17 protein-coding genes are annotated in these 20,537 nt (G+C 48.4%); 7 read left to right on the top strand and 10 right to left on the bottom strand.

The window, feature by feature from the left end:
- Nucleotides 1-232: 232 nt before the first annotated feature.
- The gene (gene glpX, locus AS151_RS09770) at nt 233-1,270 is read right to left on the bottom strand and encodes a class II fructose-bisphosphatase (protein WP_071516912.1); all 1,038 of its coding nucleotides are present in this window, start codon (nt 1,268-1,270) and stop codon (nt 233-235) included.
- An 804-nt stretch (nt 1,271-2,074) separates the two neighbouring features.
- Here glpX and AS151_RS09765 point away from each other — a divergent pair.
- Entirely contained in the window at nt 2,075-2,899 is an 825-nt protein-coding gene (locus AS151_RS09765; protein WP_071516861.1) for a TPM domain-containing protein, read from the top strand.
- A gap of 161 nt (nt 2,900-3,060) precedes the next feature.
- On the top strand, nt 3,061-3,684 hold the full coding sequence (locus AS151_RS09760) for a precorrin-8X methylmutase (protein ID WP_071516860.1): 624 nt from the start codon (nt 3,061-3,063) through the stop codon (nt 3,682-3,684).
- A gap of 4 nt (nt 3,685-3,688) precedes the next feature.
- Here AS151_RS09760 and AS151_RS09755 read toward each other — a convergent pair whose 3' ends face one another.
- Nucleotides 3,689-4,405, bottom strand: a complete 717-nt coding sequence (locus tag AS151_RS09755; protein WP_071516859.1) for a phosphate ABC transporter permease — start codon at nt 4,403-4,405, stop codon at nt 3,689-3,691.
- Nucleotides 4,406-4,617: 212 nt separating this feature from the next.
- On the opposite strand from AS151_RS09755, the gene AS151_RS09750 reads away from it, so the two are divergent.
- Nucleotides 4,618-5,232: a hypothetical protein gene (locus AS151_RS09750; protein WP_071516858.1), complete on the top strand. Its 615-nt coding sequence runs from the start codon at nt 4,618-4,620 to the stop codon at nt 5,230-5,232.
- 5 nt (nt 5,233-5,237) lie between these two features.
- Here AS151_RS09750 and AS151_RS22070 read toward each other — a convergent pair whose 3' ends face one another.
- Complete coding sequence (locus AS151_RS22070; RefSeq protein ID WP_170861361.1) at nt 5,238-5,381, bottom strand: hypothetical protein; 144 nt, start codon at nt 5,379-5,381, stop codon at nt 5,238-5,240.
- A gap of 21 nt (nt 5,382-5,402) precedes the next feature.
- Here AS151_RS22070 and AS151_RS09745 point away from each other — a divergent pair, with 21 nt between their 5' ends.
- From AS151_RS09745 to AS151_RS09730, 4 genes are all read left to right on the top strand, one after another.
- A complete protein-coding gene (locus AS151_RS09745; protein ID WP_084639488.1) occupies nt 5,403-7,712 on the top strand; it encodes an OmpA family protein in 2,310 nt (769 codons plus the stop codon).
- Nucleotides 7,713-7,764: 52 nt separating this feature from the next.
- Entirely contained in the window at nt 7,765-10,200 is a 2,436-nt protein-coding gene (locus AS151_RS09740) for a PAS domain-containing hybrid sensor histidine kinase/response regulator (RefSeq protein WP_071516857.1), read from the top strand.
- 232 nt (nt 10,201-10,432) lie between these two features.
- Nucleotides 10,433-10,957, top strand: a complete 525-nt coding sequence (locus tag AS151_RS09735; protein ID WP_170861360.1) for a Rab family GTPase — start codon at nt 10,433-10,435, stop codon at nt 10,955-10,957.
- Between the two features lie 3 nt (nt 10,958-10,960).
- On the top strand, nt 10,961-12,130 hold the full coding sequence (locus AS151_RS09730; protein ID WP_071516856.1) for a PAS domain S-box protein: 1,170 nt from the start codon (nt 10,961-10,963) through the stop codon (nt 12,128-12,130).
- 127 nt (nt 12,131-12,257) lie between these two features.
- On the opposite strand, the gene AS151_RS09725 is transcribed toward AS151_RS09730, so the two are convergent.
- The 7 genes from AS151_RS09725 to rfbC form a co-directional block, all read right to left on the bottom strand.
- Nucleotides 12,258-12,686 carry a VanZ family protein gene (locus AS151_RS09725; protein WP_071516855.1) on the bottom strand — a complete coding sequence of 143 codons (429 nt, stop codon included), beginning with the start codon at nt 12,684-12,686 and terminating at the stop codon, nt 12,258-12,260.
- A complete protein-coding gene (locus AS151_RS09720; protein WP_071516854.1) occupies nt 12,686-13,633 on the bottom strand; it encodes a glycosyltransferase family 2 protein in 948 nt (315 codons plus the stop codon). The genes AS151_RS09725 and AS151_RS09720 overlap by 1 nt, the downstream gene beginning before the upstream one ends.
- Nucleotides 13,634-13,646: 13 nt before the next feature.
- The gene (locus tag AS151_RS09715) at nt 13,647-14,447 is read right to left on the bottom strand and encodes a class I SAM-dependent methyltransferase (RefSeq protein WP_071516853.1); all 801 of its coding nucleotides are present in this window, start codon (nt 14,445-14,447) and stop codon (nt 13,647-13,649) included.
- Nucleotides 14,448-14,503: 56 nt separating this feature from the next.
- Nucleotides 14,504-16,690: a hypothetical protein gene (locus tag AS151_RS09710; RefSeq protein ID WP_139240597.1), complete on the bottom strand. Its 2,187-nt coding sequence runs from the start codon at nt 16,688-16,690 to the stop codon at nt 14,504-14,506.
- Nucleotides 16,691-16,916: 226 nt separating this feature from the next.
- The gene (locus tag AS151_RS09705; RefSeq protein WP_139240596.1) at nt 16,917-18,749 is read right to left on the bottom strand and encodes a hypothetical protein; all 1,833 of its coding nucleotides are present in this window, start codon (nt 18,747-18,749) and stop codon (nt 16,917-16,919) included.
- Nucleotides 18,750-19,050: 301 nt separating this feature from the next.
- On the bottom strand, nt 19,051-19,950 hold the full coding sequence (gene rfbD, locus AS151_RS09700) for a dTDP-4-dehydrorhamnose reductase (protein ID WP_071516850.1): 900 nt from the start codon (nt 19,948-19,950) through the stop codon (nt 19,051-19,053).
- On the bottom strand, nt 19,947-20,495 hold the full coding sequence (gene rfbC, locus AS151_RS09695; protein WP_071516849.1) for a dTDP-4-dehydrorhamnose 3,5-epimerase: 549 nt from the start codon (nt 20,493-20,495) through the stop codon (nt 19,947-19,949). Before rfbC ends, rfbD begins: the two co-directional genes overlap by 4 nt.
- Between the last annotated feature and the right edge of the window lie 42 nt (nt 20,496-20,537).

Raw genomic sequence — 20,537 nt, 5'->3', positions numbered from 1 at the left:
TTGGGTACGAGTGTAAAAGGGAACCAGTTATCGGATGTGCGGTGGGAATCGAGCGCCCAGTTTTTGGCAGGAACTGGGAAACCCTAACGGTGGAGGTTGCTGAAAGCTGCCTTGCTCCCAGCAATCGTGGGGATGGCTATGGATGGGTGTTCTCCCTTCTAGCGCGGTGGTCGTTCCTGGTACCTGCCGCAGCCCAACCAAGGAACAACCCCCCCACGCCTGGGTTGCTGTTTTAGCGCAACTGTAAGGTTTTGGGTTGGTCAAACAGGTGGATGGTATCCACGAACCGAGCTGTACTGGATTGGGTGGAGATGACCAAAGATTCCGTACGGGCACCACCGTGGAAGTAACGCACTCCTTTCATGAGCGTTCCGGGGGTGATGCCACTGGCGGCGAACAAAACGGTTTCGCCACAGGCAAGTTCTTCGGCGGTGTAGATTTTGTCGGGATCTTCGATCCCCATCTCTTTCAGCCTAGCAACATTGTCCTCTTTACTTTCACCGATCAAGCCGGTTTTGACTACAGAGGGGTCGTAGACCAGTTGCCCTTGGAAATGACCGCCCAAGCAGCGCATGGCAGCGGCGGTGATTACGCCTTCTGGGGCAGCGCCAATGCCCATCAAGGCGTGGACGTTGGTGCCGGAGAAGGCACAGGAAAGGGCGGCAGAAACGTCGCCATCGCTAATCAAGCGGACCCGGGCACCGGCTTCGCGAATCTCTTGGATGAGTTCTTTGTGGCGGGAGCGGTCCATGACTACTACCACCAGCTCCTCGACGCTGCGGTTCATGCATTCGGCGAGGATTTTGAGGTTTTCGGTGGGGGATTTGCGGATATCCAGATGACCGCGGGCTACTGGTGGGGCGGCGAGTTTGCTCATGTAAATATCGGGGGCGTTGAACAAGCCACCTTTTTCGGAAATGGCTAGCACCGCCATGGAGCCGTCTTGACCGGAGGCCACTAGGTTGGTGCCTTCGCAAGGGTCTACGGCGAGGTCAACTTCGACGAGCTCTTGTACGTTGCAAACTTTTTCGGCGTCTTCGCGGGTGCAAATGCCCACTTCTTCGCCAATGTAGAGCATGGGTGCTTCGTCGCGTTCCCCTTCGCCGATGACGATGCGGCCGCGCATGTGGATTTCGTTGAGGCGCTTGCGCATGGCTTCCACCGCCACATGGTCGGCGGTATGCTTGTCGCCTTTGCCCATCCAATGACCGGATGCGATCGCGGCTTGTTCGACCACCTCGATAATCTCCAATCCTAACGTTGTTTCTATCAAAGTTTTTCCTCCCGATGAAAATCTGCTGGGCGCTATACCAATTCTGGAATTGGGGTGCGCTGGTCGCCATTCGGCTGGAACGAGACCGCTGCCAAAGCACGACCTCTGGCGACCGGATCGCGAACAGCTGAAAACAGCTAGTTGAGCTTGGAGCGTACCGGTGGCTGGCTCTGGGGGAACCATCCCCCCTCCAATCAGCCGGATACGCCGGTTGGTATTTGTTGTTTGCTTAACCAGACCTCAACAATTGTGGTTCGGGCCGCCAGATGGCCTACCATCCACTCCAAGACCACGTTTGTGGCTTTTTCTTTCTGGTAAGTTCACCCCCCTGCAAGGACGGTGATTCCGGCTCGGCAGTTACTGGTTTGGCGATACCGCTGGCTGAATTGGGTTTCCCACTATCAGCACCAGGCGGCTGTCTCCCCAGTCGTCCCCTCTTTCGAGGTAGTTTCCCCCTGCCGGTGGGTACTGTTGTGTAAAAGTCTATCAGAGGGTGGATGCCTTTACTGGGGCTTGGCAGACCTGTGCGTGTTAAGTTTTACAAATTTTGCTCTGGTGGCGATCGCAAAATGTTGCCTGGGGCACCAGCCCCCCTTGACAAAAGTTCGCATGTTCTTCCACTTGCCAAACACAACGCGATCGCCCCCTATTGCTTTCTCCCACGGCTACGCACCCAAAAAGAAAGGCAAAAAATTCTCCATTCATTGATGTTCCAGGAAAATGCTTCGTAGTGTTACTATAAGGTAAATAAGTGTAAAGCAGCTCTTATAAACCTGAAAATAAACCTGGAAACCATTTACGATGCAGCTGTCGAACGGAAACTATCCTTTAGGGAAAAAAATCTTTTTATATTTGGCCTGTAGCCTGTTAGCCGTAACCCTGTGGGTGGTCTCTCCAAACGCCCTTGCTTACGACAATCCGGAGTTGTTGCCAGAACAACCCACCCCCATTATCGACCTCGCCAATATTTTAACCTCTGCTCAAGAAGAAAAGCTCATCTCCAACATCGAGAAGCTGGAAGCAGAAACCGGTTGGAAACTGCGAATCTTAACCCAATACGACCGCACCCCCGGCGTGGCGGTACGGGAGTTCTGGGATTTAAACGATAAAAGCATTCTCACCATCGCCGACCCCCGCGGCGGCAATCTCCTCGGCTTCAACGTTGGCTTAGACGTATACGAGTTTCTCCCGCGCACCTTCTGGGTAGAACTGCAAACCCGCTACGGCAACCAATTTTACGTACGAGATAACGGTGAAGATGCCGCTATCCTCGACTCTCTAGACGCCATTGAAGGCTGCCTGCGCCAGGGAGGCTGTCAGGTCGTACCCGGTTTGCCCAGGGAACAGTGGATTTTAACCCTGATTACTTCCGCCATTGGCGGTCTGGTCTTCGGATTTGCTGCTCATCCCCGCAAAAAAGGGCAAATTATTGCTTGGCAGTGGGCATTAATTTTCTCCCCCCTTTGGAGTATTTTATTTATTGCCTTTGGCATCGGACCGGTGGTTTCCCGTACTGCCGATTGGTTGCCTCTGGTACGGAACATTCTGGCTTTCCTGATCGGTGCTTTAGCTGCGTATCTCTCCCCAGGATTTAACCGACCCGATTTTTCCGAGTCGGAGACCTAGTTAGAAGCAGAGTATGGGGGGCCTCGGAGCGTTGGAGACCACCATAATTTGTATTTCCCTAATCTCCCACACTCGCTACGCCCCCATGCTCCCTAAAATGACGCATTTTGTACTATGGTTTTGGTACCCGATCGCTCGATAAGGAAACGATAACCGTGCTTATGGAATGGCACACGACAGATGCGCAAAGCCTGGCTATCATCGACCAGGAAATTGGCGAGCATAGTTTTAGCGCTGCAGAATACGAAATTGTGCGCCGTATTATTTATGCTACGGCGGATTTTGAATACAAGTCGTTGATTCGGTTCTCCGAACAGGCTTTGCAAGCAGGTGCGGCGGCTTTGGCGGCTCGGACCACCATTGTGGTGGATGTACCGATGGTACAAGTAGGCATTACGCCCCACTTACAAAACACCTTTGCCAATCCAGTGTTTATTGGTGTGGAAGCACTGACCCGACCGCAAAAGGAGAAAACGCGAACGGCTTGGGGTATTGAAACGCTTGCTAGACGCTATCCGGAGGCCATTTTTGCCATCGGTCAGTCGCAAACGGCCCTCACCTCGTTGGTGGAGTTGGTGGAAGCAGAAGAAATACGACCGGCTTTGGTGATTGGTACGCCGGCGGGTTTTGTGGGTGTGGATGTGGCGAAAGCACGCCTAAACGATTCCATGGTTCCCAACATTCACATTGAAGGTCGCAAAGGGGGGTCGTTGGTGGCGGTGGCTATAGTGACGGGGTTGGTGGATTTGGCTTGGCAAGCTTACGGTCAGGAAGGCAATGGCTAAAGAATTAGCGATTTCTGCGATCCATGGCGGCGCGTCGCTTACTGGAGACAGGTTGCCGCCGCGATTTGCTTTTGGAACTTTTTTGCAGGTAGGGGCGCATTTCTAAGAAGAATTCTCGATGCAGGCAAGGATAGTCGCTCAACCACATATCCCGGTTGGGTAAGTAAATGTCGGTGGTTTTGGCGATGCGTTTGAAGTTGCCTTGGTAGGAGAGAACCACCATTTCGGCAACGTCTCCGGGTTTGATGGCTTTGTGGTGGCGCTGCAACCTTACTTGGGAGATGGCGGTGAATCCTTCTTCATCGCCAACTTCTACGTTTAACCGCCTTTCGCGGTTTTCTACGACTACCAGTTCCCCTTTTTGGTTGACGTTTTCTTCTAGACCGATGAGTTCTTCGGTGACGAACAAATCCAACACTTGCCCCCGCCACAGGGCAGCATAGGGGAAGCGACGGTACTCTTGATTGCGCCAGCTAGCTAGGGCAATGGGTCCCCAAAACCAATACAAACCAGCAGCGATCGCGAGTAAAAATACCAAAAGTTTCAATAAACCGCCAGAGAGGGGCAACAAAACCAATCCCCCTACTATGGCACCGATGGCGGAGAAAATCAAACGTTTCAGCAGATCGGGCCATTCTCCCCAATAATATTGGTATTGCGGTCCGGTGGCTAGGATCGGGATTAATTTTTGTACGGTTTCCGGTTTAAGAGGTACGAGCATACGACCATCTGGGAATCTGTTATTGGGTGGACAAGCCTACCGCAAGCGCCAATATTTCGATTTTAGCAAAATCTCGCTGCTGGGGAGATTTTCTTGGTTGGTTGGGAAAATGGTGGTTGATTGTGCTAGCAAACCAATAACAATCCGATTTTTGCTTGTTTTGCGTTTGCTTTAGGATAGGATAATAGCAATTTTTTGGGGAAATGGAACGAATGGCTGAAATGAGCAAAGACGAAATGCGCGATCGCTTGGGCAATCTCAATCAAATTCGCGATTTGTTGTTTGGCGAGCAGTTGCAGGAGTACGACCGCCGGTTTGCGGAATTGGAATCGCATGTCAGTTCGCTGCAGCAGCAAATGGAACAGCAAATCGAACAACTGCGCGAGTCGCTTTCAACGGAATTGCGCCATACCAGAGATGCTTTGGAAAAGAAATTGAAATATATCAGTGCTGCCGCGGATGAAGAAATCGACAGCCTCCGCGAACATCTGGAAAATAGCGATCGCAAATTTAACCACCACATCGCTAGTGTAGACCGGAACCTGCGATCGCAAACCGGTGCCATTCGCGAGGAACTAACCAACACCAAAGGTCAATTGGAAACCGAAATCCAACAACTGCAACAAAATCTTCTCGACCAGTTGCAGCAGCAATACCAGGATTTGGCAGATGCCAAACTCTCCCGAGAAGATATGTCGGAAATTTTGTTCGATCTGTGCATGCGGTTAAAAGGGAGCGAACCCCCTACCCAAGCAGACAGCGATCGCGAATTGTACTTACCACAATCCCAATCCTCTTACCAACCGGAAAATCACCCAGAAGCTTAGCGGCGCTAAGAAGCAACCAAACCAGCTACATGGGTGCAACTACAAACCTCTTGATAGCCGTTACAATAGATGTAATTCCATTTGGCCAATCCACCTGCATGGATAGCTGCCATAGCATGGGTTTTGACGGGTAGGTAGTTCGTATTCATTCGAGCATTCTGAGGGAAACTATGAGCGATTCATCCCAGTCAAGTCAGGAGCAAGACCAATCTTTACAAGCATTGCAAGCAATCTTGGCTTATACGGGCGATCGCCCAGGAGAATCCGATGCCCAACCATCAGAACCCATGTCGGAGTTGGTAGAGATGCTGGTGGAAGAAATTGATTCTAGCCGCGATCGCAACCGCAGCGATTCTACACCACTGCCAGAAGAACCCAGACAGACAGCAACCGACTCAGAAATAGATCGCGCTGCGATCGCATCGACCCAAACCGATCGTTCTACCACCTCCCCATCCCCTGTCACCCCCCGTCGCCGCCGCTTGCAGGGTCTTTTGTGGGAGTTGCAAAAGCAAGAGCAGGAAGGCAGTCAAAGGAACTTAACTCCCCAAAACCATACCCACACACCGAAAAAGACCCAGAAAATCTCCCAAACCCAAACCAAAACCAATTCCGCTGCTTCCCAGCCTCCCCTACCAGCCAAACAGCAACCCACATCGGTAGAATGGCAGCAACTGCAGCAATCGGTGGAACAGTTGCGCCAGCAAATCCAGCATTTAAAACAGCAGGTGTACGAACCCACCGACCTGGTTAATCCCTTACTTCCCCTGATTGCGGAATTGATGGAGTCAAAGGTTAAAGAATCCAAACAAGATGTTTATGCGGCTATGGTACCAGTTATCGACCGCGCGATCGCGGAACGGGGGCGACAAGACCGCATTGCCATGAGCAAAGCACTTTCTTCTATCATTCCCAGCGCCATTTCCGAACATATCCACGAAGACCCGGAAGACCTAGCCAAAGCCCTAGCACCAACTATGGGTGCCGCTATTCGCGAGCAAATCAGCATCGAACGGGATGCCATGGTAGATGCTTTGTATCCCGTGATTGGCAATACGGTAAGTAAGTACATGACGGAGCTGGTCAAGTCTATCAATGATAAAATTGAGAAAGCTCTTAGCGTTGAAGGGGTCACTCGTAAGGTTCGGGCGCACATGCAAGGGGTTTCGGAAGCGGAACTCATTGTGCGCGAATCTATGAAATTTACCATACGGGCGGTTTTTCTGATTCATAAAGAATCCGGTTTGGCGATCGCGCAAGCCCAACCTGCGGATATGGAGCAGCTAGAATCCGATATGATTGCCGGCATGCTCACTGCCATTCGCAGCTTTGCCAACGATACCCTTTCGGTGGGGGAAACCACCTCCGAACTCCACGAAATCGAATACGATACCTTCACCATCGAAATCGAAGCAGCGGGATACTGCTACCTAGCCGTGGTAACTCAAGGAGAAACCACCACCCAATTTATCGCCAAAATGCGGCGCACCTTAAGCAAAATTGTAGAACGGTACCACAAACCCATCAAAGATTTTGATGGCGACCCGGAAACCGTTCCCGCGGAAATTCCCGCTCTTTTAGAAAATCTATCCCACGCTCATCAAGAAGAACACAGCCACTCCCCTCGCCGCTACCCACCAGCCTTGTTAGTGATTTTGCTCTTGCTGCTGGGAGGATTGGGTTTTTGGGGATGGCGTCACTGGCAACAGCAGTATCTGATTGGCAAGATAGAAAAAGCTTGGGAAGGTACCCCTACCTTGACGATTTACCAACTGCAAGCAAAAGTAAAAGGTTCGGAGATAGTGCTATCTGGCAAACTACCCACCGCCTCTTTGCGCCAAGAAGCTGCTGCAGTGGCGGTGGCGGCGGCGAACAACCGCACTGTAGACAACCAAATTGTGGCAGCGGCGGTTCCCCCCTATCCAGAACAAGTTACAGCGGAAATTCGGCGGCTTACCCAGGTTTTCAACCAGCAAGCGGGGATTGACATTGCCACCACCTATACCAACGGCAAACTGACGGTCAGCGGCCGCGCTCAAAATCCCACACAGGCGCGTCGCATTACCATGGCAATGGAGCAAATTCCCGGTCTATCGCAGTTGGTGGTGGGGTTGCAGTTTGGGGAAGTTCCCCTCACCACCCGCGTATACTTTCCCCCTGGGTCAAATCAACTTTTATCAAGAACTTTGCCGGAAATGTTGCTGCCAGTGGCACAATTTTTGCAAGAGCATCCCCAACTACAACTCACCATTGTCGGCCATACCGATCCTAGTGGCGATCGCGCCACCAACCAACAACTTTCCCGACAAAGAGCGGCAGCCGTCCAAAAAGCGTTGCAAAGCCAAGGCATCGACGGTCGCCGGTTGCAAATTCGTGGCATTCCACAACCACCTCCCCAGTGGAATTCCCAGCAACCCTCCAGACTGGCGCGGGTGGTTCGTTTCCAGACCCAGTTTTCCAGCAGCCAAACGCTTAAGTAGTTTGTAGGATCGATCGGTAGTCCCACAGCCAATTGTCCAATCGCTTTTTTTTATGAAACCAATTCTGGAACAACTCCTGGCCCAACACCGCATTGAATATTTAGAAATTGACCGCTATCTGGCGATCGCGGGGTTTTCGTCAGGTGTGGGTGCCTATAGCGAATTTTCGCACAAGGTAGCCCTCGGGGAAGATATTCGTTTAAGCTTTCCAGAACTCATTGGTGCCGAACAAACCCTATACAATATCTTGGCTGGCAAACAGTCGAGTTTTGAAATTCGCGGCATTCGCCGGGGAAAGTGCGAGCAAACTTCTACCTATATCGATTTGCGGGTATTTGCCGACCGCGCGCAAGGCAATCCCCAGGCATTGGTGGTTTCCATCGAAGATGTTACCGAACGCATGCAGTTGGAACAAACCCTGGTACAGCGAACCAACGATACCACCTTACTGTATCAGGCGTTAACCACTGCCAAAGAGGATTTGGATAAAATGATTAAATCCATGGCGGATGCGTTGCTGGTGACCGACGAACAGGGTACGATTAAAACCATCAATCAAGCTACCAAGGAGTTGTTTGGCTACGCGGAAGGAGAACTGCTCGATCGCCCCATTGATTGGATTGTACCCGATGGCGATCGCGCCCAGCAAATCCGCGATCGTGCCCTACATTCGGCCGGTGAGTTTTGGGAAGTGACCTGTCGCAAGAAAAACGGCGAAGAGCTTATTGTTTCTCTTTCCTGTGCGGCCATCCAAGGCAGACTCACCCAAAGTCAAGATTTTGTTTACATTGCTCGGGATGTTACCGCACGCAAGCGCGCCGAACAGGAATTAGAATATGCCCGCCGTCAGGCAGAACTGGCTTCCCAAGCCAAAAGTAGTTTTTTGGCCAACATGAGCCACGAAATCCGTACTCCCCTCAATGCGGTATTGGGAATGGCAGGATTGCTGGCAGAAACCGAACTAACCCCAGAGCAGCAAGATTTGGTAGAGACTATTCGCGTCAGTGGTGATGCCCTGTTAAGCTTGATTAACGAAATTTTGGATCTATCGAAACTGGAAGCTGGGGAAATGGTCCTGGATGAAGAAGATTTCCAGCTTTCTACCTGTATGGAAGAAGCTGTGGAACTGCTTGCGCCTACCGCTTCGGAAAAACGATTGGAAATTGCTGCCTTGTGCAACCCAGAAGTTCCTGACTTTATCCGGGGCGATCGCGATCGCTTGCGGCAGATTCTCATGAATTTGGTTGGCAATGCTGTTAAATTTACCGAACAAGGCTCAGTAACCGTACGCTCGGAATTGGTTTCCCAGACCGATACCGCGGTTACCGTTTGCTTGCACGTTAGCGATACTGGCATTGGCATCAGCCCAGAAAATTGTGAAAAATTATTCCAGCCATTTTCTCAAGTTTATTCCCAATCCACGCGCAAGTACGGTGGCACTGGTTTGGGACTTGCCATTTGCCAGCAACTGGCGCAGTTAATGGATGGTAATATTCAAGTAAACAGCGAACTGGGACGCGGATCCACTTTTTCTGTCACCATTCCCTTTCCCAAATCCACTTCCCCGGCTGTGCGTGTTCCCACCAATTGGCAGGGATATCGCTTTCTAGTTGCCGATGCCAGTGCCATCTCCCGGGAAGCCATCCAATACCAACTTCAGTTTTGGGGAATTAAAACCACGGCCGTCCGTAGTAGTACGGAAGTAGTAGCCGCGTTACAACAAGCCGAAAACCGGGGAACCCCTTACCACGGACTGTGCCTGGATGTGGGGGTACCCCCCTACGGTGGCTGGAATTGCATGCAACAGATCGAACAATCCTGTGGCAACCCTCCCATTCCTACGGTGGTATTAAGTTCGATTCACCAACGCCAGCAAGCCAGACAATTGCAGGAAACTGGATTGGCAGCGGTGGCTGTGAAGCCGGTGAAACGGGAAAAACTACAGGAAATTTTGACGCAGATTCTTCCCAGTGGCAAAATGGAAGCGGTCGGCAAGCAACCAACTGGGGAATCTACTGCTAGCGATCGCTTTTGGTTTGCTAAGGAAGCAGCTAAATCCAAACTGCGAATTTTGGTAGCCGAAGATAATGCGGTCAATCGCAAAGTTGCCTGCAAGCAACTGGAAACCCTGGGATATACTGCCGATGTTGCCACCAACGGGGAAGAGGTCTTGCAGCGGTTGGAAGCGCAAACCTACGATATTATTTTTATGGATTGCCAAATGCCAGTTTTGGATGGTTACGCTACCACAGAACGCCTCCGCCAGCAGTGGCAAGACCAGCAAACCGATATTTTATATCCCGTGGTTATTGCTATGACCGCCAATGCCATGAGCGAAGACCGGGAGAAATGCTTGAATGCTGGCATGAATGATTATATCAGCAAGCCGGTTCGCAAAGCACGATTGCAAGAAATTTTAAGCCATTGGTGCCAAAAATTAGAGATGGCTTGCCTCAATTCCTCAGAAGAAACCCATACACAGATGTAATGGCTATGAAATTTTAATTGGTGCCGTTTCCTGGCGATCGCTTGTAACCTAAAGTTTCTATTAAATTTTAGGAGAGGATGGTCAATTTTCTAGACCCCTGTCAGGGGAAGTTATATAATTGGGACAGTACGTAAGGGAAAGGGAAATTCGCGACGAGTTCGGTTTTGGTTCGGTAAAAAAATGCAGCTTGGCCTTGGCGATGGTTTGCCAATAAATTGGAACGGCTCGATTTATGGGACTTGTTTCTAAAAAAATTTGTTTGATTGGTGATTTTAACGTCGGCAAAACCAGCCTGATTCGACGTTTCATCGATCGTGAATTTAGCGATCGCTACCTGTCAACAGTTGGCGTCAAGATTTCCCGTAAAAAAGTAGAGGTGACCTCGAAAGATCGAACCGTACAGTTGCTTATTTGGGATTTGGAAGGCAGTACAAAGTACAAGCGAGTGGCACCTTCCTATTTGCAAGGTGCCAGTGGTGCGTTGGTTGTAGCTGATATTACCCGCAAAGAAAGTATGGAACACTTGCCACAACATATCCAAACTTTTACGAACATCAATCCCCAAGGAAAAGCGATTGTCGCTTTAAATAAATCCGATTTAACGAACAGCGAGTTAGAAGAAAAATATATATCTTACATACAGACCTTTCCCGAAGTTGCTCGCGCAATCGCTAGCTATACTTCTTCTGCGAAAACTGGTGTCAATGTTGATGAAATGTTCTTGCAATTAGCAACTCATATCCTTGATGGAAAGTAGACCATGTTGGCGAAATTTTTAGGACATCTTCAAATTGAATATTTGCTGGTCAGCGAAGATTTTCGCATTGTCGATATGTCTTCGGGAGTTGCTCGATATGCAGAAGACGAGCGTCAAGTTATATTGGGAGAAGATGTCAGAGGAGGATTTCCGGAATTGGTAGGCTTGGAAAGTCAGATGCTTTCTATTGCCAAAGGAGATAGCGAAGCCTTCGAGTTAAAAGGCATTTGTCGGCGTTCCAACTATCAAAATCCTCTCTACGTAGACCTGTATATTGCTTGCTATCAAGAATTAAAAACTTTTTGGTTAAAAGCAAGCAATCGCGAATTCGACGAAGAAACGCCAGTAACAACCATTTTATTAAAAGATGCCACCGAACGCATGGCTTTGGAACAGCGACTCGGTCAAATTGCCAAAGAAACCATGTTGCTGGCAAATGCTCTGGATGACTATCAGAAATACCTCAGCAATATTTTAACCTACATGAGCGATGCTCTGTTCGTTTGCGATCGCTTTGGTACCATTAAAATGGCCAACCGCAGCTTGCAAAATTTGCTCCAATACAGCGAATCGGAACTAATTGACCAACCCATCAGCACCATCTTTCCCAATCCCCAGCTTTACCCACAAAACCAGGTTCTCTATTTTCGAAAAACAGAATTATTCCAAAATATAGCTGTTACCTGCCAAACCAAAACCGGTCTGTTTGTGTCGTTGTTGGTTTCCGCTTCTGTCATTTTCTACGACGAACCGGAAGCTTCTTACTATATTTATTTAGCCAGACAAAATCCTGCCGATAGCTACCAAAAATATATCAATAGCATCTTACAGCATATCAATGCAGGATTGCTCGTCTGCGACCGCGATGATACCATCAAAATGGTCAACCAAAAACTGAAACAATTACTTGGCTATTCCGAAGTGGATCTCATCCAACAACCCATCGATATCTTGATTCCCGACACCAGCTTGCATCCGCGCAACTATACCAACTACCGCCACACCAGCGAACTCTTTAACAACGTAACATGTATCTGTAAAGCGAAAGACGATGGTTCCCTCTCTATGTCGATATCCGCCTCCATTATTTATTACGACCACCAGGAAGTTCCCAGATACGTATATTTACTTCAACCGACCTCTTCCAACCATAGGGAATCCGCTGCCGAGTAACAGTTTTGTGAAATTGCTTGCTTCTAGAACGTTTTTCTCAAAATCAATCTTTTCCAATTTTCGCGCAGGGCAAGTGTTTGAGGTAAAGAATCAACAACGAAACCTTCCCCGAAGCAACTATTTTCCCCTATTTTACTCTCGGTGATTTCTTGATGTCAAGCTTTTTTCTAGCCACGCGATCGCGAGATTCTCCCCACCCATAAAACACCAAAATCCCGAAACAACCCGCCGCCAAATCCACCAAACTGGCAGTGCGTCTTGGCAAAGCCATCTGGAAAAACTCCTCAGCTACCATCAACCCAATCAAAATCGAAATCCCTAAAGAAAGGGAAAATCGACCTACTCGCAACATCCGCTTGCCAAAGGCACGGTGAATCAGATAGGCTGCCGCACCATATAATAAAAAATGTCCCCAAAGATCGTAACGGGGAATCTTCGATAGCAACGCCGTCGGCAACCAACCCAAATTGGCTGCCATGAAAATCCCTAGCAACACCAACAAATAGACACTGCTAGTAACAATCCACTTTCGCCGTACGATAGCAGACTTTTTCATCAATCGGTGCCAACATCGCTCATTTCTTTGACCGTATATAGAGGTCTTCCCTTCACTTCCTCGTAGATGCGACCGATATATTCCCCTAAAATTCCCAAACAGACCAACTGTACCGCACCAATAAAAAAAATAGCAATGGTAATCGTTGTATAGCCAATTAAAGGGGAGTTGGGATAAAACAACCGCCAGTACAATACCAAAAAAACCATTAAAACTGCGATCGCGGCTGCCAGCAAACCCAAATACGTTGCCAATCGCAAAGGAACTTGGGAAAGAGAAATCACCCCATCAACCGCCAATCCCAACGACTTGCCAAAAGTGTATTTCACCTGACCGGCAAAACGCGGGTCGCGGGAAAAAGGCACCGATGTCTGTTGAAATCCCACCCAAGCACGCAATCCCCGAATGTAGCGGTTGCGTTCCGGCATACTATTTAAAATATCAGTAATTTGCCGATCCATCAAGCAAAAATCGCCCGTATCGGGGGGAATATCCACATCCGTGAGGTGGCGTAACAGGCGGTAAAAAGCATAAGCCGTTACTCGCTTAAACCAGCCTTCCTTTTGCCGGGAAATTCGCTGTGCGTAAACAATTTGATAGCCTTGCTGCCAGCGTTGGATTAAATCGGGAATTAATTCTGGCGGGTCTTGTAAATCCGCATCCATGACAATAATTGCTTTTCCCCGAATATAATTTAATCCCGCTGTCACCGCAATTTGATGTCCGAAATTTCTCGCCAAACTCAGGTAGCGCCACCGGCGATCGCGTTGGTAAAATTCTCGTAAAATAGACAAAGAGCGATCGCGGCTGCCATCATCTATAAAAATTACCTCATAATCGCCATCCAACGCTGCCAGTGTTGCCGACAAACGGCGAAACAGTTCTGGCAAATTATCCTGTTCGTTGTAAACAGGAATGGCAACCGAATAAACAGGATGACATGCCATATGTTGATTTACTTCATTTCGTGGCAACCACCGCCAAATTCCATGCCATGCGTTTGCTAAAAGGCAATTTCTTGAACGCTCGGTCTAATTTTTCCAAACGATGGTAAACCGGTGCCAAACGTTCGTGTTCGGTAATAATTTTCTTCCAGTAGCGTTCTTGATTGGGATGAACCCTTTCAATGAAATAAAATTGTAAAAAAATCCACAAAGTAGCCAACCAAAACGTATCGTAGCGAACCTCAGAAAAAATATGGCCCACAAAATCCACAATTTGAATATCCAAAGGCGTTTCATCCTCCGTACGCACGTTGGTAGCCATCCGTCGGTAAATATTAATAATGGGATTGTGTTTGAGAGGGTCCCAAAAACAAGCTTTGCCACCTGGTTTGAGAACCCGATGCATTTCACAAATCGCCTGTTTGGGTTCGGTTAAATGGTGCAGCAAATTGGCAGCATAGACCACATCAAAACAATTATCGGGAAAATCAATTGACATAGCATTCACCACTTTACCAGATATGGAAACCCGATTGTTTGCCGCTAGTTTTAAAGCAACATCAACCATTTTGGGAGAATAATCGGCAGCAACGCAATTGGCACCTTGGATAGCGAAGTAGACGCTATTTTCGCCAGCACCGCATCCCAAATCGAGAATGGTTTTTCCTTGTAAATTTCCTAAATGCTGTAAGATAAAACGATTTTCCGGTGCTGTACAAACTTCAAAATAATCAGTGACGCGAATGCCATCAATATCAATACCTGCTGCCCAGCGATCGTGAAAATCCCGTTCTTTTGCTAAAATGCGTTCTGACATAAGAACCCAAAAAATAAAATAAAATAAAAGGGATAAACGATTGCACAGATTTTACTCTAAAGTGGAGAAACTGTCAACTCTTCGATCGAAAGAGAGCAAACTGGGGATTGGTTTTGTTGTTTTTGGGGAATTTCCAGCAATAGATAGGAAAAATTGCGATCGCCAATGGAAAAGCGAAATTTTGTATCTGTCTGAGTGAGAGAAATTTCGTGGGTAGCCACTGGTTTGCCACGGTGGTTGCGTACAGAAAAAATCAATGTTTGGGGTTGGCAATTGTCCAAAATTGCTTTCCCGGAAACGCGCAAAGCTTGGTTTTCGTTGGCAGAAAAAGAATCAGGTGGCGGCGAATAGAGAAAATGGCGGTCTTCGCCAGCATTTAACTGTACTTGAATGCGAGAAGTAGAAGGGGTGGTGGCGATTATTTGCTTGCTAGTTGGAAATTCCAACGGCAGCCAACCATTACCAGGGTGGGAAATTTCCCAATTGTCATGCATGGCAGTAAAAGTTTGTAAGGCTGTAGCAATAGAAGTTGGTTTCATGCGTTGGTAAATAGTTGCTTGTACCCCATTTTCCAAAGCAAATGTGGGGGATAATTTTTTAAAGTCCTCCGCGATCGCCCAATTGTGTAAAAATGGAACCGTCACTGCTTGGACCACCTCCTGTTCTTTTGCCAGCAAACGATGTTGAAACGGTTTGCCAACCACCACAAATTCCGCCGATAAAAGCGAAGGCAGGGGATGGAAACCAAGAGAATCGATGGTGGGTGCCGACAAAAAGTTCAGAAAATCGCAAGGAATGCTACAGTGGGAAGGTAATTCTGGCGGAGCATGCAGGTTCCAATCGGCATTGCGTAACAAGCCGCGATTGAGAATATCGGAATCCGCCGCCACCAAAATAGGTTGTTCTGGCGATGCCACCTCCCGTAATTTTTCGGTCAAACGTACGATTTTGGGGTAGTCTTGACGTACCAACGGCGGGTAGTTCGCTGCAAAGATGGGTCGCAGGGGATGGGAAAAGCTTCCCAAAGTGGTTAACCCCAATAGGAAATTCAGACTTAAATAGGCAATCATGGTTCCCAAAAGCCAGCGACGGAGATTGCGGTCTAGATGTTGGGCAATCGACCAGCAAAGGGTGGTTACCGCTAAAATCACCAAAGGGGTAAAATGGAGGGTATAGTGGATAAAGTCGTAGCGCAGCCATACCAGCCATTCCCCGCTTAAAACCACGCCGTAAACCAGCAAAAAACGACCGGCGATGCCGTTGACCAATCCCATACGGGTGACAACTACGATGGCAACCATGACTAGCAGCCACACTCCCCAACCGTAACCGTTGGCGTAGGTTTGCAGGATTTCGGGGATGGGTACTTGCCAGGAGGTGTAGAGACTGCGATAATCATGAGCGATCGCGCGATAGGTAAATTCCCTAGCAACCACCAGTAAGGTGACCAATGCTGAAATTCCCATCAAGGCAATGCGGATGGCTTGGGAAACGAAGGTTTGCCATTGTTGGGAAAAAATTGCAGCAGGCGTGGTCGCAAAAGGGGATTTGTGAGAACAGGTTGCAGTAGCCACCAAAGCTTGGATACCGGCTGCTATGAAAAAGGCAATGCCGCTGTAGGCAAAATGGCGGCGAAAGAGAAATGCCATGGCGATGGCGATGCCAATGACGGGGATACGCCACCAGCGATACCAGTGGTTTTGGTCTTGAAAATACAGCCAAATGGCTACTCCCATCAACCACGCGCCGCCAATATCAGGCCATCCGCGCAATGTGGGAACCCAAGTGAGGGGAAAGAGTAAAGCCAGCAGGGTAGTGGTATAAAAAATTAAACGGTTGGTAACCCATTCGGTTTTCTGGGGTCTGCCAATGAGTTGCGTAGCGATCGCACCTACGGTAATAGCAAAGGGAACCAGGTAAACTAGAACCAACGCCAGAATGTAGCTTTCGCGGGTAGGACCAAAGACAATAAAAAAGGGGAGAATGGGTAAAGTAAATAATTTATTATAATCGAAAGCCAGGGAATCCACCACATCTTGCCAAGCCGCAGCCGGGGAATCCTGCCAAGCGGCGAAAACTTCTAAAGTTCGATTTTGATAGAAAACAAAATCCCACCAGTAGAAGGTATGTTCCATGGCTACATATAGTAGCGCGATCGCACCCGCCATGACAGTAACAGGAACGATAAAAGCAGGCAGGGAAACAACTTGCTGCTGTTGGTCATCTAGCATACGACTCGTCATACCAAGAGACTGCTTTCCTATTTCCAGGTTTCTCCCTTAGTTGCAAAAATCCTCCCATATTTTTGCAACTAAGGTCTTTTCCGCCTGTTGCAAATACGAGATAGTGCGCAAAATTCTTCCTAGCGATGCTTATCTAAGGGATTTCCACGAAGGGAGGAACCAATTTGAGGGGGAAGATAAACAATAATATTTGGGTAGGCGCGAACAAAACCCCAGCTATTCTATCCTAAAAACCACCAATATAATTGTAGACGCGTCTGTTTTTTCCATACCAAATCCGTACTGCAAAGACCCGATGATCCAGACGAAGGCGAAAACTTCTTGTAGTTTTCTCCCCCTCCTCCCCCTCCTCCCACTCCTCCCACTCCTCCCCCTCCCGCCGCATTCGCGCCAGCGTTTTCGCCGCTACCTCCTGTGAAGTTGAACGAACCCGCTGGTAAACTTGTACCGTAGCCCCATTTTGTAAAGAAAACATCAGGGAAAGTCGGCGAAAATCTTGGGAAAAGTCCCAATTTTCCGTAAAAGCATCCACCACCACCCGTATAACATCCTGTTCCGACGGTAGTAAGTGATACTGAATGGGGTTGACAATGAGTACCACTTGTGCGTTAAATAGTTCTTTCCCCGTAAAAATATCCCGAGAGTCTACCTGGGGAATGCGCGGAATTTGCAATTGGGTTTCGTCGCGATCGTATAATGCTAGTTCGGCATTATATAGCAAACTGCGATTGAACAAATGGGAAGAAGCCGCCACGTAAATAGGGTCTTGGGGGGAAGTTCTATCGCGCAGGAAACGAACCAATTTGGCAATTTCATCCATATCCTGACGGCGAATAGGCGCGTGGGTAGCGGAAAATAAAGGATGCAGCCATCGATGGGTAGCAACGCCAAGGGGAGTTGCTGTTGGATTGTCAACCACTGGGAAAAAACCCACCATGGCATTGACGGTAACAAAGATAGTGGCGATGCCAACAAAAACTTGCTTGGAAATTTGCGGTAAAATTTGCCAAGCCGTCCCAAAACAAGCCACCAGACCTAAAATCATATAAGGCGTTAGGTGAAGTGTATATTGAATATTATCGTAGCGAAGATAAACCACCCATTCTAGAATACTAACCGTTAAAGCAATAGCCAGAGTTCTAGCAACCACTGGCTGGATATTCTTGGTAACGATTCCGCCGGAGAATCCCAAAACCGCCAACATGAAAATTCCCCAACCGTAAGCTGTGGTATAGTGAAACAAACTATCCGATAAAGGCAAACTGTAGGAAGCGTACAGTTCCCGGTAGTTCCTTTCTACAATTTTCTGTAAAAATTCCCCAGCCAAAACCGCAATTGGTAAAATTGTACTCAACCCCACTGCCAAAATTTGGGTGGCTTGTTGGTAAACAGATTGTCTCGCTTGTTTTCGAGACTGTCGCCAAGAGATAAAAAGTTCGATCGCGGCGTTTATTGAAATTGCTGCCGCAAACGCTACGATATCGTAGGCAAAATGGCGGCGGAATAGCATGGCAAATCCCAATAAAATCCCAGCCGGAACCATGGAGGTAAGGATTTGCTGGGAAAGGGATGCTTGTGTTGACAACTTGCCTCGGAAATAGAAAAACCATGCTGATGCTACCAAAAAAGCTGCCCCCATATCGGGAAATCCGCGAAATATTGGCGACCAGGCTACGGGGGTTAAGATGATTATGGCGATGGTTGACCAAAAAACGCGGCGATGGGGATAATGAGAAAGCAATTGGGTGGCGATCGCGCCTAGCATCAAACCAAATGGGAGAAAATAGACCAACGCCACTGCCAAAATGTAGACCAACCGCGATTCGCCAAATATTAAAATAAAAGCGATCGCAGGCAACAGGGGCAATTGGCTATAATCTTTATCGAGAGAATCCCAAAATGTCTTGATTGTCTCCCTAGGAGAGGTTTGTAAATTCCCCGCAATTTTGACACTCCAATTGTGATATCCCCCATAATCCCACCAGTAAAATGTTTCCTCTGCCGAGAGATATCCCCAGCAAATTCCTGCTATAGAAACAGCTAGAACCAACCATCGCACCAACTTTCCCTTCATTGGTCAAAAATTACGAAATTCCAGAAGCGTCACCATCAGAAACGATATCGCCAATTGTCACCTTTCACAACTTGACAAAACACGTAAGGATATCTACAATTAAGAAAAACCAAATACGCGCCTGGTGCAAAGGATTTGATTTTTCCTCCCTGCCCTATATAGGGGAAAGTGGCTTTTTGGAACTCTTTCGCTCAAACATCTAACCTGCCACAAAATATTTTTATGAAGAAATATTAAGCAATCCTCCAACAGCGAATTGCAACTAATGCTGTTGCTGGCCATCCAACTATCCCATCTGCTGGAACTCCGCCAACATCTTCCGCAAACCATTGCGCCAGTGGGGAGGATAGGTATCCACCAAGTTCGCGAACTTTTGCCAATTGAGAACCGAATAAGCGGGTCTGGTGGCTGGCGTGGGATATTCAGAAGTGGGAATGGGAACCACGCGCTTGACTTGTAAGGGGAATCCCAACTGTTGTGCTTCTTCAAAAATGGTAACAGCAAAATCGTACCAACTTGCCGCACCGCTGCTGGTAAAATGATAGGTACCGGCATTTTCCGGCGTGAGATAGGGGAGCAACTGTGCGATCGCGCGAGCAATATCCCCCGTCCAACTGGGAGAGCCAATTTGGTCGCAAACCACCCGTAGTTCCTCACGTTCTGCCCCCACGCGCAACATCGTTTTAACAAAATTCTTAGCGCCGTAAGCGCCATACACCCATGCCGTGCGTAAAATTATATGGTAGGGACAAATCTGCCGGATAGCTTCCTCCCCCGCCAGCTTAGATTTGCCATATACACCCAAGGGATTGGTAGGGTCAGTTTCGCAATAAGGCGTAGACTGGGTGCCGTTAAAGACATAATCGGTACTAATATGAATCAGCCAAAGGCCGCGATCGCGACAAGCCTCGGCTAAATAGCGGCTTCCCGTTTCGTTGACCCGATAGGCAGCTTCCGATTCGCTTTCTGCCTTGTCTACCTGGGTATAAGCCGCACAATTGATACAAAGGTCGGTGGGATGGCCATCCAACTCGGCTGCAATGGCATCGGGGTTGGTGATATCCAACTCACTACTGGTCAGCGATCGCACTTGGTAGGGAGATTGCTCCTGCAACAACCAAGTGAGCTGCTGACCCAACTGACCGCCACCACCAAGAATCAAACAAGTAGAAATTGGTTCGCTCATGAGTATAAATCTGCTGTCTTTAGCGTTTTGCCAGCTTGGTCTTTTTGGGAAAGAATCGGTTCCATCCCATTCAACGGCCATGTAATGCCAATATTGGGATCGTTCCACAGAACCACCCGTTCGTGTTGGGGTGCGTAATAATCCGTTGTCTTGTATAAAACTTCCGCTACCTCCGAGAGTACCAGAAAACCGTGGGCAAACCCCGGTGGAATCCAAAACTGGCGAAAATTGCTGGCACTCAAACGACAACCCACCCATTTGCCAAACGTAGGGGAACTTTGGCGCAAATCCACCGCCACATCAAAAATTTCTCCCACTATGCAGCGAATGAGCTTGCCTTGCGCCTGTTGGATTTGATAGTGCAACCCCCGCAAAACCCCTACTGAAGACCGAGAATGGTTGTCTTGTACAAAATCCAATGATACACCAGTGCGATCGCGAAATACCCGGCGATTGAAGCTTTCCATGAAAAATCCCCGTTCGTCACCAAAGACTTTGGGGTCGAGGATCAAAACCTCTGGAATCTCTGTTGGCGTTACATCCATGGAAACAATAGGCTAACATCCGCAGGTCATTATCCCATAAAT

It is taken from the genome of Geitlerinema sp. PCC 9228 (genome assembly GCF_001870905.1).
In the GTDB taxonomy this organism is placed as follows: domain Bacteria; phylum Cyanobacteriota; class Cyanobacteriia; order Cyanobacteriales; family PCC-9228; genus PCC-9228.
The sequence above is the reverse complement of the archived record's forward strand: the minus strand, read 5'-3'. Positions and strand labels throughout refer to the sequence as shown.

Bases quoted from the DNA above. Each gene is read 5' to 3' on its own strand.
- AS151_RS09725 (WP_071516855.1), bottom strand. From the start codon at position 12,686: ATGAAAAAGTCTGCTATCGTACGGCGAAAGTGGATTGTTACTAGCAGT.
- AS151_RS09750 (WP_071516858.1), top strand. From the start codon at position 4,618: ATGGCTGAAATGAGCAAAGACGAAATGCGCGATCGCTTGGGCAATCTC.
- rfbC (WP_071516849.1), bottom strand. From the start codon at position 20,495: ATGGATGTAACGCCAACAGAGATTCCAGAGGTTTTGATCCTCGACCCC.
- AS151_RS09720 (WP_071516854.1), bottom strand. From the start codon at position 13,633: ATGGCATGTCATCCTGTTTATTCGGTTGCCATTCCTGTTTACAACGAA.
- AS151_RS09765 (WP_071516861.1), top strand. From the start codon at position 2,075: ATGCAGCTGTCGAACGGAAACTATCCTTTAGGGAAAAAAATCTTTTTA.
- AS151_RS09760 (WP_071516860.1), top strand. From the start codon at position 3,061: ATGGAATGGCACACGACAGATGCGCAAAGCCTGGCTATCATCGACCAG.
- AS151_RS09755 (WP_071516859.1), bottom strand. From the start codon at position 4,405: ATGCTCGTACCTCTTAAACCGGAAACCGTACAAAAATTAATCCCGATC.
- AS151_RS22070 (WP_170861361.1), bottom strand. From the start codon at position 5,381: ATGAATACGAACTACCTACCCGTCAAAACCCATGCTATGGCAGCTATC.
- AS151_RS09745 (WP_084639488.1), top strand. From the start codon at position 5,403: ATGAGCGATTCATCCCAGTCAAGTCAGGAGCAAGACCAATCTTTACAA.
- AS151_RS09740 (WP_071516857.1), top strand. From the start codon at position 7,765: ATGAAACCAATTCTGGAACAACTCCTGGCCCAACACCGCATTGAATAT.
- AS151_RS09710 (WP_139240597.1), bottom strand. From the start codon at position 16,690: ATGACGAGTCGTATGCTAGATGACCAACAGCAGCAAGTTGTTTCCCTG.
- AS151_RS09730 (WP_071516856.1), top strand. From the start codon at position 10,961: ATGTTGGCGAAATTTTTAGGACATCTTCAAATTGAATATTTGCTGGTC.
- AS151_RS09715 (WP_071516853.1), bottom strand. From the start codon at position 14,447: ATGTCAGAACGCATTTTAGCAAAAGAACGGGATTTTCACGATCGCTGG.
- rfbD (WP_071516850.1), bottom strand. From the start codon at position 19,950: ATGAGCGAACCAATTTCTACTTGTTTGATTCTTGGTGGTGGCGGTCAG.
- AS151_RS09735 (WP_170861360.1), top strand. From the start codon at position 10,433: ATGGGACTTGTTTCTAAAAAAATTTGTTTGATTGGTGATTTTAACGTC.